The following is a 12,984-nucleotide window of genomic DNA, read 5'->3' on the forward strand; positions in this document are numbered from 1 at the left end:
AAAAAAATCAAAATCTATTAAGCAGACAAAACACCTCTTTACAGAACAATAAAAAACTAACAATCAATGTTTTAACACGCAATTCTATGCTGTTTAATTTTAATGTATTACCTTTAACCACAAATTTGGCGGTGGTAAGTGTTTTTATTGTTTTTTCTCGTTATTAATCTAATATGAGGGAGATTGTAACTAGGACTGAAAAGTTGAGCTATACCGATGACGGTATTGTAAAATGTATCGCGCTCCCCGATATTCTTATGGGGTTAGACGAGGCCAAAGAAAATATTGAAGCTGTTAAATCTATAGCAAACGGCAAAATAGTTCCTGTATTAGTTGACATCACCCAATCCAAAGGTGCTACAAAAGAAGCGAGAGCTTACTTGGCAAGTGCTGAAGTAGCTAAGGTACAAAGTGCTTGTGGACTTCTAATAAGTTCTTCCCTATCTCAATTAATCGGCAACTTTTTTCTTGGCCTTAATAAAACCAAGTTTCCTGTGAAGTTATTCAAGGATGAAGCAAAAGCTATTGAATGGTTAAAGACTTTTTTATAGATGGATATACAAGTAGAAGAGGGACGAATTAATGATTTGATAGAAATGATTGGGGCGATAGCCAGTCTTAATTTTTCTAAACGCATAGTAACGGAAATTACAAACGACCCGATTGATGTAATGGCTTATGGCCTGAATATGTTGAGTGAGGAATTGGAGGCCAACGTGGTAAAAAAATCGATGTTGTAAGAAACCAACCAAAGTCTTGAGCGTTTTTGCTTTACAGTTGCTCATGACATTAAATCTCCCCTCAATTCTACCCACACATTAATTGCTTTGATTGAAGCAGAGCTTGAAGGGATAAAAAACGATTCGCTAAAGCAATACATTGAATTGTTAAAACTGATAAACGAACAAACCCGCGATATGGTAAACGGGATTTTGGACTATTCTCGTACAAACTTTAACAACATGCACATGGAGGAAATTGATTTACAGTCTCTTTGCCATCAAATAGCTGAAGAGTATACCGTAAACAAACGGGTAAACATTACTTACCCAACAAAACTGCCTGTTGTTTACTACAATAGCGTTGCGCTAAAACAAATTGTGGCAAACCTTATTAATAACGCCATTAAACACAACGACAAACCGATGTGTGCAATAGAGTTACAATGCATTGACAAAGACGATTACTTTGAGTTTTCAATAGCTGATAACGGGCCCGGAATACCCGAAGAAAGCAGTGAAAAAATATTCAACCTGTTCGAAAACCTTAAGAATACTAAAACCGACAGCTACGGTATCGGCCTATCGATAGTTAAAAAGCTGGTTACACAAGCAAACGGTCATATTTGGGTGCATAACAATGTTCCACAAGGGGCAAAATTTGTGTTTACTATCGCCAAAAGTTTATAATAGCTAACTGTTTACACACTTTACTAAACCACTACCTAGCAATAGCCCCAAAGCGTATCTTTGCGCCGTGATAAAAGTTGGAATATTTTTCGGCGGGGCATCCCGCGAAAGGGAAGTATCGTTTTCTGGCGGTAGAACGGTATATGATAACCTTAATAAGTTATTGTTTACACCCGTTCCATTGTTTGTAGATAGCTTCAACACCCTTATTCTTTTAAACAAAGAACTGATATACAAAGGCAGCATCCGCGATTTTTACCCGCCGGTGCAATACCTGCCCGAAAGTCAATACAATTTTCAGGTATATGTAGAGAGTTTAGAAGCCGATGTAAAAAGCGGCAAACTAAACTACGATGCCATGATAGGCCAAATAGGCCGCAGGGTTACCGTTGACGAATTACCCCAACTGATTGATATTGCTTTTTTAGCCCTGCACGGCAGTTACGGCGAAGACGGCACCATACAAGGGATGCTTGAATGGCTGAAAATACCCTATACAGGTTCAGGAATACTACCCTCTGCTATTGGTATCAGCAAGGCCATACAAAAACAATTTTTGCAGGCAGGCGGATTTGATACGCCCAATTATACTTTAGTAACCCGTACCCGCTGGGAAGAAAACCGTTCAATAAATACTGATTCACTTACCTACCCGTTGGTAGTGAAGCCTGCCAATCAAGGTTCTTCATTGGGAGTTAGTGTTGTAAAAACGGCTGACGAATTAGCTGCGGCTATTGATAAAGCGTTCTTTAACATTACCGTTACTGCATTTGAGTGGAACCATCTGAACCAATTTCAAAAAATTGAATACGTACGTTCAGTATGTGATATCCGTGAAGGATTAGGATTGCCTTTGTTATTTAACAACAGCCTGATTAACCTGCCCGACGATGTGCTGCACACCCTTGAAAGCGAATTACAAAATGCGCCCCATGTGGTTTTGCAAGCACTGCAAAACGAGAGCGAGGTGCTGATAGAAGAGTTTGTAAAAGGGCGTGAGTTTTCGTGTATTGTTATCAGGGGTTTGGATGAAAAACCCATTGCACTCCCTCCTACTGAAATTGTAAAGGGACAAGAGGTGTTTGATTACCGCTCAAAATATTTGCCCGGTTTATCACGCAAAGTAACCCCTATCGATTTACCCGATGCACAAATAGAAGCCATCCGCCAAAAGGCGCAACAACTGTATAGTTACTTCCGTTTTAATACGTATGCCCGTTTGGACGGATTTATTACGGCTGATGGAAAAATATTCCTGAACGACCCTAATACCACTTCGGGTATGATGCCTTCGTCGTTCTTCTTCCACCAAGCGGCCGAAATAGGATTGAACCCTTCTCAATTCCTAACCTTTATATTATATACCAGCTTGAAAGAACGTGCTGAAACCAGCATGGAAAACTTTCATTACAAGGCTGTGTATGACCGTTTAAAGACTGAACTGGACAGTACTGCAAACCAAGCCCAAGAAAAGAAACGCATTGCCGTAATTATGGGCGGTTACTCTACCGAGCGACACATCTCTATGGAAAGTGGCCGCAATATTTACGAAAAGCTTTCTTCATCGCCCAAATACACTCCCGTACCTGTGTTTTTAACAGGCAGTGATGATGCTTACCAAATGTACTTAGTGCCGGTGAGCATGATGTTGAAAGACAATGCTGATGATATTGCCGAAAAGGTGAGAAACTATCACCCTAACCCGTATCTGCAAAAAATAGCTGACGAGTGCCTTCCCGTTTTGCAACGTTTTGGCAACGGACAAAAGCACGATGCAGCTCCGCACCTAATTGGCTTTGAGCAACTGGCACAGCTGGCTGATGGGGTATTTATTGCTTTGCACGGAAGACCGGGAGAAGACGGGAGCTTGCAAGTACAACTTGAAAAAGTGGGATTGCCCTACAACGGCTCTGGCTATTACAGCTCACAAATCACCATAAATAAATACGATACGGCTGAGTTGCTTGCCGCCAACGGTTTTTCGGTAGCACCGCACGTATTGGCCAAAAAAGAAGATTGGGCAGCTGATAGCGCAGCATTTTATGATAAAATACTGTCAGTAACAGGGTTGCCGATGATTGCAAAACCTGCCGACGACGGTTGCAGCAGTGCTGTGAAGAAAATAAAAACCCGCGAGGAGTTGGATGCGTTTGCCCGATTGATGTTTAGGGAAACCGAAGCCCGCGAACCTGAATTGGAACAACGATTGAAACTGTTGCCCAAAGAAGAGTTTCCGCGTAAAAGCTACTTCTTGGCCGAAAAGTTCATTGACAAATCGGATGCTAAGATATTTTTAGAAGTAACGGGCGGTTTATTAACCCACCGCACAGAAAACGGCGGAATACGCTATGAAATGTTTGAGCCGAGCGAAACACTGGCCGAAAAAGAAATCTTATCATTAGAAGAGAAATTTTTAGCGGGACAAGGGCAAAACATTACCCCTGCGCGTTACTCAAAAGAGCCTACAGAAGACCGTTACATTGCCGATGCTGTAAAAACAGAGTTGGAACGTGCCGCAAAATTGTTGAATATTGAAGGCTATGCACGAATAGATGCTTTTGTAAAAGTGCACCACAACAACAAAGTGGAAGTAATATTTATTGAAGTAAATTCGTTGCCCGGTATGACTCCCGCAACTTGCATTTTCCACCAAAGTGCACTAAACGGGTATATGCCTTATGATTTTATTGATAAAATACTACAATACGGTTTCACCAAAAACAATGCACAGCAAGCAAACTGATGGCAAATAAATTCGTTACGGGCTTTTTACATTCAAAATGGTGGGCAAAGCTGCTCATAGGCATAGCCTCAATACTGCTGTTTTTATTAGTAATAAACTGGCTGTTGAAGTTTATGACCAACCACGGGCAAAGTTTACCAGTCCCTAAAGTAAAAGGTTTGGTGTATGACGAAGCCACCCGTTTGCTGGATGAAAAAGACTTGCGCTATGTTGTGTTTGACTCAGTATATATGCCAAAGGCGAAACCCAACCAAGTAGTTGACCAAAACCCTGCCGAAGGCACTAAGGTGAAGAAGAACCGCATTGTGTACCTTACCATCAACGCCCGTCCTGTACCTATTGTGAAGGTGCCCGACATTTTGGATATTGGCCTGCGTGAAGCGGTGAGCAAACTTACTGCCGAGGGTTTGGAAGTGGGTGAGATAACCACCCGTGCCGATTTATCAGTAAACAGGGTGTTGGGGATGAGTTTTAACGGCAAGAAAGTAAAGGCCGGCGACGGGATTGAAAAAGGCAGCAAAATAGATTTGGTGATAAGTAAAGGCGAGGATGACGGTGATAAAAACATCGTAATGCCCGACTTAGGGGGATTAACTTTAGACGAAGCCACAATAGAATTGAGCCTTTTAGGGTTAAATATAGGTGCGGTATCGTACGATAAAAACGTTACCGATAAAATAACGGCCAAAGTATACCGTCAAACCCCTGAAGCGGGTAGAGGCGCGTATATTGGTCAAGAAATAGATTTGTTCTTAAAGCAAAGCGACTAACAATGTTTAAAAAGCTATCGGGCGCTATAGCCCTTATATGTATTGGTGTTGGTGTAAATGCGCAGCTGAATGAGGAGGTACTGGTACCCCTGACGGCGAACCCTGCACTTAAACAGCAATTACAACTTAAAAACTCAACCTTTATACGCAAAAGCGGTATTACAGATACGTTGTTATTACCTTTTTTCGAAGATTTTTCTAAGGGAGAGGTTTTTCCGGATGAAAGCCGCTGGACCAACCGTTTGGCGTATGTAAATACTGATTTTCCGGTAAAAGCTCCCAGCATCGGGGTTGCTACTTTAGACGCATTGGACAGTACTGGTCGCCCCTATTTAAACATTCGTGCGGATATACACGGCCCTTGCGACACCCTTACTTCACAACCCATTGATATTTCTGCATACAGCAGCGGTAATAATATTTTCCTGAGCTTTTTTTACCAGGCACAGGGTTTGAGTTTTCAATCCCTACAAGGAAAAGACTCTTTAATCCTGCAATTTAAAAACAACTTAGGGTTTTGGTATACCGTATGGTCTACACCCGGTATTGCACTAAGCGATTTTAAACCTGCTTTGCTAAAACTTGAAGCTCCTGAATATTTTCATGCAGGTTTCCAATTCCGTTTTATTAATTATCAAAGCTACATAGGCGGCGTAGGCCAATGGCATCTTGATTATATTTATATGGAGCGTAACCGCACGGCAGCCGACAGTATTTTTGCCGATGTAGCGGTTTCGCAAAAACCGATGTCGTTTTTGAAAGAATACCAAGAAATGCCCTACGACCAATTCAAAACTTTTGAATCGTTGGAAGTAACAGATAGTACTGTTGGTTATTTGAGTAATTTATTTGACCAAGGTCGTACTGTGGACGTTTTCAACCGTCAGGTGCGTGATGATGCCGGTAATTTGGTAATTAACCAACCCGGTAGCGGTTTCTCTATCAATCCGTTCAGCGAAAAAGGATTCGGGGTTGCCTCAAATTACAATGTAGTAGCCCGTACAGAAGACACAGTAACCTACACTGCTGCTGAGTTTTTAAAAATAACAGGAGCAAACTTTAGAATTGCCAACGACTCCGTTACCCGAAAACTTACGTTTGCCAATTATTATGCCTACGACGATGGCACTGCTGAAACAGGTTACGGACTAAAACGCGGTTCAGGTAAAATTGCCTACCGTTTCAGGCTTAACAAACCCGACAGTTTACGTGCAATTTCAGTTTATTATTTTCAGGCAGAAGACACCATTAAAAGGGCTTTTAACCTTGCTGTTTGGCAAAACATTACACCCAATGGTTCACAAGAAACGCTTTTGTACACCAAGTTGGTAACTTACCCTACTTATACCGATTCTATTAACGGATATCACACATATATTCTGGATAGTGCTATAGCTGTAAGCGGCGAGTTTTACATAGGCTGGGTGCAAACCTCTACTTTCCACCTAAACGTAGGCTGGGACAGGAATTACACCAGCAACCGCAAAGCCATTGGCAATCCCGGTTTGTACTTTAATACTACCGGAAAATGGTATTTATCAGAAATACCCGGTACGCTGATGATGCGCCCCCACGTAGGTAAAAACTTTATTAAAGACACTACTTTAGTGGGTATAATCCCCTTGACCGCAAAAGGATTTAATGCAATAAATGTGTACCCAAATCCCGCTTCAACAGAAATTTCAATAGATATTGCCCAACAAGATATATACACCTACACTATTACGGATATAGCAGGAAAAACAATTAACACAGGGGTTATAAACACTTTTGAAACAAATACACTGCCTATCAGTATATTGCCAAACGGATTATATTTTTTAACTTTACATAATCCTTCAATAGGATTTAATACGACTAAATTCATAAAACAGTAAATAGTATATGGACATTACCTCCGAAGAATTAAAGACGCGCATGGATAACGGTGAAGACCTTATTGTAATTGATGTGCGTGAACCTCACGAATACGAAGAGTTTAATATTGGCGGCCGCCTTATTCCATTGGGTACATTGCCTACCGTAGTGGATGAGTTGGAAGACCTTAAAGGCGAAGAAATAATTGTACACTGCCGCAGTGGTGCCCGCAGCGGTCAGGCAAAAGCATACCTTGGTTCAATCGGTTTCACAAACGTTCGCAATTTGTTGGGCGGTGTGATGGATTGGCAAGCTAAGTATGGCTCAACCATGCGATAAGAATTTAAACTTTATATAATAAAAAAGCTCCGTTTTGGGGCTTTTTTGGTTTATATCCTTGTTTCGGCAAGCTCAACATTTCATAGGCAAGTTCAACAATTATTGCTTTTTCACTACCTCGCCGTCGTCGCCTATCAATAGCGGTGTTTCAGGAAAATCAGCTTTGGTAAGTTCTTGTATCAGCTTCAACGCCCATTGTTTTTCGGTATCTATCACGGGTATTCCCTCTCCCATTTGTTTTATCGGGGTGATTTTCGCTCCTATAAAGTTCCCTTTTGTATCCGTTGTAACCTTTACTATCGGTGCAACTCCGCTTTCGGCAGTCAGGCTAAAACGGTCGTAGGTGGCAAAATTGCCCAAACTATAGCAAATCAAACGGTTGTTATATAACTCCATTGCGCGGGTAACGTGCGGACCGTGCCCGAAAACAATATCAGCACCTGCATCAATCACTGCGTGGCTAAACTCATACACATTGCCCCTGTTCTCTCCAATAAACATTTCAGTATCACGGGTTACGTGTTGTCGGTCGCGGCCTTCCCCACCCCCGTGAAACGATACAATCAGTATATCGCACAAACTATCCAAGGCAGCTACAATAGCTTTTGCCCCTTCAATGTCTTTAATGCTTACCGTTCCGCTATTAGGTGCAAAAGCGGCCAAGCCGTATTTAACACCGTCTTTTTCAATCACAGTTGTTGGGCAGCTTAGCAAACCCGCGTACTGTATGCCATATTCCTCAAGAGTAGTCATGGTAATTTCACGACCTTCGGCACCAAAATCACCGCTGTGGTTGTTGGCAATACTCAACAAATCAAAACCTGCCTCTTTGTAGTATTTTGCATAATGAACGGGCGAACGGAAAGCATAACACACTTTGGGGTTACTGCATTTTTTCACCTTGCCCTTATCACCTGCCAACGTACCTTCAAGGTTGCCAAAAGTGATGTCCGCATCCAGCAAAATTTCACGCACGCTGTCCAACAGATTTTTACCATCGTTTGGGGGCAAATGTTTTTCGCTGGGATAATTGGTGCCCAGCATCATATCCCCTACGCCAATTACCGTTACCACACGCAAAGAAGTATCGTGTGATGTGGGGTAGGTTTCTACTTGTGCTGTAGCGTTAAAAAGTGTAAAAGCGATTAATAACGAGGTTACAATGTATTTCATTTGGCTTCCTTGTCCAGTATATCTTTAATATCGGTTAATAAGTTGCGTATCTTATACAAGCTGTCTATAATCTCCACCTTTTTAGTGCCTTGGCCTTTATCCAGCTTCAATTTCTCATTAGCTCCCTGCAATGTATAGCCTTGCTCCTTCACCAAATGGTATATCAATCTCAAATTAGCTACATCATCACGGGTAAACTGACGGTTTCCCTTGCTGTTCTTCTTAGGTCGCAATACATCAAATTCCTTTTCCCAAAAGCGGATGAGTGAAGCATTCACATTCAGCATGGTAGAAACCTCGCTGATAGAATAGTACATTTTGTCGGGGTTTTCTTCTTCAGGCAGCATCAGTCAAATGATTGGTTATTGGCCGCAGCCAGTTCTTTAATACGTTCGTAATCCTCGGGCGACAAATCGTTGTAGTAAAAGTGTACAGGATTTACCTTATCTCCGTTTTTAATAATCTCGTAATGCAAATGCGGTGCGGTTGATAAGCCCGAAGAACCTACAGTGCCTATACGCTGTCCCCTATTGATAGATTGACCTTGCTTGGCCTCTATCTTCGTCATGTGGGCATATAAACTCTCGTAACCGTAGCCGTGATTAATAATCACGTGGTAGCCGTAGCCTTCGTTATAGCCTGCAAAAGTAACCGTACCGTTTCCTGTGGCATAAATAGGAGTACCCTTACTGGCCGTAAAATCCATACCCGAGTGCATTTTAACCGTTTTGTAAATGGGATGGATACGATACCCGAAACCCGATGCCACACGATCAAGCTCTTTGTTTGAAATGGGTTGTATGGCAGGTATGCTTGCCAACATATCCTGCTTGCGTTTGGCACGTTCTAAAATATCATCAAACGATGCCGATTGCACCTTCATTCTTGAAGCAAGATTAGCCAACTTGGTCTTCATCCGCTCCATATTATCCTCTTCGTCCAACCCCACCTTATTTTTATAACGTTCAAAAATGCTTTGCGGGTTCTTAGTACTGTCTTGCAATGGAGGAGCCTCAAACACTACGCGGTATATTTCTTCGTCGCGTTTATTCAGTTGTTCAAGCGAGGCTGATAATTCATCAACAGTTTTTTCATAGAGTGATACCTGTAGCCTGTATTCATCAAGCCTATCTTCCAGTATTTTTTCTTTGGGTGAACTGAAATAAGTGTACGACACTGCCATAATTATAGCACCCAACACCGCCGATGCACTCAAGAAACCAAATACACGCAACGCCATTTTACCCCAACTGGTATGGGCAATTTCATAAGTAAGACTATGCGGGTCGAAAAAGTACTTGGTCTTTTTAGCCATTGTGTGTGTAAGGTTTTAGAAGGGATAAAAACAGCAGCAACATTTGTGCCTGCCTGTTATTTCCAAACATCAACTTGTAGCGAAGGTAAGAATTTGCGGGGAGATATGCTTAGCAAATCCTACGTAGTTGTTTGTTAACAGTTATTGGTTATTAGTAATCCATTGTTAGCACTTAAGTAAACAAGGAAGCGTTTACCAGCCGCACCCCTTCGATAATCGTTAGTATGTAAAGATTGTCCCTTTTTTACACCAAAAAAGCCCCCTACAGTAGTCAACTTGCAGGTATGAAAAAGATACTGATAGATACCTCCCTTTTTAAACAAAACCGTGAGCGGCTTTTGAGTAAAATGAAACCCTATAGCGTGGCGGTGATAAATGCTAATCTAACCTACCCTACCAATGCAGATGGGACTTACCCCTACAAACCCAACAGCGATTTGTTTTACCTAACGGGTATTGAGCAGGAAGAAACTACCTTGTTGCTGGTAAGAGAAAGTGAAACGGCGTCAAAAACCATTTTATTTATCAAACCATTTGACCCTTTGTATGAAAAATGGATGGGCAGGCTACTTACGGTTGAAGATGCACAACGTATTGCCGACATTGATACTGTGCTACTTACCACCGAGTTTGAAACCACCCTGCACACCCATGCTTTGCAACAGCAAACCATTTACCTAAATGCCAACGAGCATTTACGCGCTGTGCTTGAGGTGCAGGATAAAGATGCGCAATTTGCACAATGGTGCCGTCAAAAATACCCAACGCACACGTACAAACGCCTTGCACCCATTATCAGTAGTTTACGGTTGATTAAAAGTGCTGTGGAAGCTGATTTGCTGCAACAAGCTGCCGATGTAACCACACAAGGCTTTTTGCGTTTGCTGCAAATAGTAAAACCCGGTGTGTGGGAGTATGAAATTGAGGCCGAACTACTGCATCAATACTACAAACACGGCACTGCCACGGCTGATTATCATCCCATTATTGCCAGCGGTGCCGATAGCTGCATATTGCATTACAATGCCAACAGTAAGCAATGCCAAGCAGGCGATGTTTTATTGGTTGATGCCGCTGCCAGATGGGCCAACTACAATGCCGACCTTACCCGTGTGATACCCGTAAGCGGACAGTTTACCCAACGCCAGAAACAGGTGTACAATGCAGTACTGAGAGTAAACAAAGCCATGCAAACCCTTATGGTTGCGGGGGCTTTACTGGCCGATTTACAACAACATTGTTTTGACTTATTGTTAAAAGAATTGGTGGATTTGGGATTGGCTTCAAAAGAGGCGATACACAATCCTTCGCTGCGAAAGGAAGCCCTGCAAACCTATTGCTACCATAATTTTTCGCACCTGTTGGGATTAAGCGTACACGATGTGGGCGATATGAAACAACCCTTACAGGCAGGCGTGGTACTTACCAACGAGCCCGGTATTTATATAGCTACCGAAAACATTGGCATACGGATAGAAAACAACATTTTAATAACCGAAAACGGTAATAAAAATCTGATGGAAAACACTCCCATTGAGGCCGAACATATAGAAACATTGATGAACGCCTGATTATCTGCTAAAACGTTTTTTTCTCAAGCTCCTCAATCCGTTGTTTAATAAACGGCGGAAAGGGGCTTTTTTCGTGTTTATTAAAATCAAACATCACAATCACATCCTCGGCTTCGGCGGCAATAGTACCCTCACCGTCAAGCAACCGGTGCACAATACCAAAACTTGTGTTCTTAATAAACTCTACCCTCGATTCAATGCGTACCGTACCCGGATAAAACAACGGACGTTTAAATGTGCATTTGCTGCCTGCCAGCATAGGCCCTATATTCGTTTCAGCATGATAATCTGTTATGCCCACCTGCTCCCAGTAATTTACCCTTGCAGCCTGCACATATTTAAAATACGAAACATTATTTACGTGCCCGTATATATCAATTTCGCTCCAATCAATCCTCAAAGTAAGCACCACAGGAAAAACAACATTCATGCAGGCAAGTTACAAATTGTTATTTTTGATGTGTTAAAATGCTTCGTCAAAACCCCAATTTACGCTTACAAGTAAACACTCTTGCCATTGGTGCCGTTATTATGGCAGGCAAATTTGTGGCTTACTTTCTTACCCACTCAAACACTATACTTACTGATGCCCTCGAGAGTATTGTAAATATTGCCGCAGGCATAATGGGGGTGTATAGCTTGTATTTGGCCGCCAAACCTAAAGACGCCGACCACCCCTACGGTCATGGTAAAGTAGAATTTATTTCAGCCTCGGTAGAGGGAACGTTAATTGCCGCTACTGGGTTGATGATGATAGTAAAATCAACCATCAACTTTTTTCAGCCCAGCCAACTAACCAACCTCGATATAGGGCTGTACATCACCTCGGCAGCAGGGTTATTAAACTATTTACTGGGATGGCGTTTAGTATCGCAAGGAACAAAAACCGACTCTATCACTCTTATCGCCAGCGGAAAACACTTAAAATCTGATGCCTACACCACCATTGGCGTACTGGCAGGCTTGGCCGTTTTGTATTTTACGGGATTTAACTGGCTGGATAATGCCTTGGCAATGGCGATGGGCGGACTGATTATCTACACAGGGATTGGCATTTTACGCCGCTCGGTAGCAGGTATTATGGACGAAGCTGACACCGATTTGCTGGTTGATGTGATAAAAATTGTGAATGATAACCGCAGGCCTGCTTGGGTAGATATACACAACATGCGGATTATTAAGTACGGCAGCAGTTTGCACGTTGATTGTCACATTACCCTGCCGTGGTATTTTACCATCAAAGAAGCCCATGCAGAGGTAGAAGCCATAGATAAATTAATAAGCGAACACTATCAGCAAGGCGTGGAGTTTTTTATCCATACCGACGGCTGTATTGAAACCTCTTGCAAGATATGTCAGATAGCCGATTGCAAAGAGCGCAAGCATCCCTTTGAAAACAAGATGGATTGGAGTCTTGAAAACGTAATGCAAAACAAAAAACACGGGCTGTAGTCTTGAGCCTGTCGAAGGGTGCGGCTGCAATAGCCAAATTCTAAACTCTAATTACTAAATTCTAAAAAAAGAGAATCCCCGCCATTGCGAGGTCTCCCGAAGCAATCCCTGCCCATCCATACAAACGGATTGCTTCAAAACCCAAAAGCGGTTTTTCGTAATGACGATAGACGAGACAAGTGCAGTTGCCCATCCTGAGCTTGCCGAAGGGTGCGGTTGGCAGGCAAGCGCGGCGGTTTCCCCCTATCAAGGGGGAGTAAGGGGGTGTCAAACTGGCCGACACCCCCTTGTGTTCCCCCTTAGCAGGGGGAAGTCTTGCGCACAGCCCCCCTAAAAAAAGTTTACAGATTTGGTT

Annotated in this window: 13 protein-coding genes; 9 read left to right on the top strand and 4 right to left on the bottom strand. The window is 42.5% G+C overall.

What is annotated here, in order from left to right; all coding sequences use genetic code 11:
* Positions 1–173 precede the first annotated feature (173 nt).
* The 7 genes from F9K23_16450 (at position 174) to F9K23_16480 (ending at position 7,118) form a co-directional block, all read left to right on the top strand.
* Entirely contained in the window at positions 174–551 is a 378-nt protein-coding gene (locus F9K23_16450; protein KAB2913613.1) for a hypothetical protein, read from the top strand.
* A complete protein-coding gene (locus F9K23_16455) occupies positions 552–740 on the top strand; it encodes a hypothetical protein (GenBank protein KAB2913614.1) in 189 nt (62 codons plus the stop codon).
* A gap of 87 nt (positions 741–827) precedes the next feature.
* On the top strand, positions 828–1,409 hold the full coding sequence (locus F9K23_16460) for a HAMP domain-containing histidine kinase (protein ID KAB2913615.1): 582 nt from the start codon (positions 828–830) through the stop codon (positions 1,407–1,409).
* 67 nt (positions 1,410–1,476) lie between these two features.
* The gene (locus F9K23_16465; GenBank protein KAB2913616.1) at positions 1,477–4,152 is read left to right on the top strand and encodes a D-alanine--D-alanine ligase; all 2,676 of its coding nucleotides are present in this window, start codon (positions 1,477–1,479) and stop codon (positions 4,150–4,152) included.
* Entirely contained in the window at positions 4,152–4,922 is a 771-nt protein-coding gene (locus F9K23_16470; GenBank protein ID KAB2913617.1) for a PASTA domain-containing protein, read from the top strand. The genes F9K23_16465 and F9K23_16470 overlap by 1 nt, the downstream gene beginning before the upstream one ends.
* A gap of 2 nt (positions 4,923–4,924) precedes the next feature.
* Entirely contained in the window at positions 4,925–6,799 is a 1,875-nt protein-coding gene (locus F9K23_16475; protein KAB2913618.1) for a T9SS type A sorting domain-containing protein, read from the top strand.
* A 7-nt stretch (positions 6,800–6,806) separates the two neighbouring features.
* Positions 6,807–7,118, top strand: coding sequence for a rhodanese-like domain-containing protein (locus tag F9K23_16480; protein ID KAB2913619.1), 312 nt, complete (start codon positions 6,807–6,809; stop codon positions 7,116–7,118).
* 99 nt (positions 7,119–7,217) lie between these two features.
* Here the strand turns inward: F9K23_16480 and F9K23_16485 are convergent, their stop codons facing one another.
* Genes F9K23_16485 through F9K23_16495 form a run of 3 tightly spaced genes read right to left on the bottom strand, consistent with a single transcriptional unit; the run spans position 7,218 to position 9,606 of the window.
* Positions 7,218–8,291 carry a CapA family protein gene (locus tag F9K23_16485; protein ID KAB2913620.1) on the bottom strand — a complete coding sequence of 358 codons (1,074 nt, stop codon included), beginning with the start codon at positions 8,289–8,291 and terminating at the stop codon, positions 7,218–7,220.
* Entirely contained in the window at positions 8,288–8,638 is a 351-nt protein-coding gene (locus tag F9K23_16490) for a MerR family transcriptional regulator (protein ID KAB2913621.1), read from the bottom strand. Before F9K23_16490 ends, F9K23_16485 begins: the two co-directional genes overlap by 4 nt.
* Complete coding sequence (locus F9K23_16495) at positions 8,638–9,606, bottom strand: M23 family metallopeptidase (protein ID KAB2913622.1); 969 nt, start codon at positions 9,604–9,606, stop codon at positions 8,638–8,640. Before F9K23_16495 ends, F9K23_16490 begins: the two co-directional genes overlap by 1 nt.
* 284 nt (positions 9,607–9,890) lie before the next feature.
* Between F9K23_16495 and F9K23_16500 the strand changes: the two genes are divergently transcribed.
* A complete protein-coding gene (locus F9K23_16500) occupies positions 9,891–11,177 on the top strand; it encodes a M24 family metallopeptidase (GenBank protein KAB2913623.1) in 1,287 nt (428 codons plus the stop codon).
* 7 nt (positions 11,178–11,184) lie between these two features.
* Here F9K23_16500 and F9K23_16505 read toward each other — a convergent pair whose 3' ends face one another.
* Positions 11,185–11,607, bottom strand: a complete 423-nt coding sequence (locus F9K23_16505; GenBank protein KAB2913624.1) for an acyl-CoA thioesterase — start codon at positions 11,605–11,607, stop codon at positions 11,185–11,187.
* Positions 11,608–11,645: 38 nt separating this feature from the next.
* Here F9K23_16505 and F9K23_16510 point away from each other — a divergent pair, with 38 nt between their 5' ends.
* Positions 11,646–12,629, top strand: a complete 984-nt coding sequence (locus F9K23_16510) for a cation transporter (GenBank protein KAB2913625.1) — start codon at positions 11,646–11,648, stop codon at positions 12,627–12,629.
* The last annotated feature ends 355 nt before the right edge of the window (positions 12,630–12,984 follow it).

Source organism: Bacteroidota bacterium (assembly GCA_008933805.1).
In the GTDB taxonomy this organism is placed as follows: Bacteria; Bacteroidota; Bacteroidia; order UBA8524; family UBA8524; genus SB11.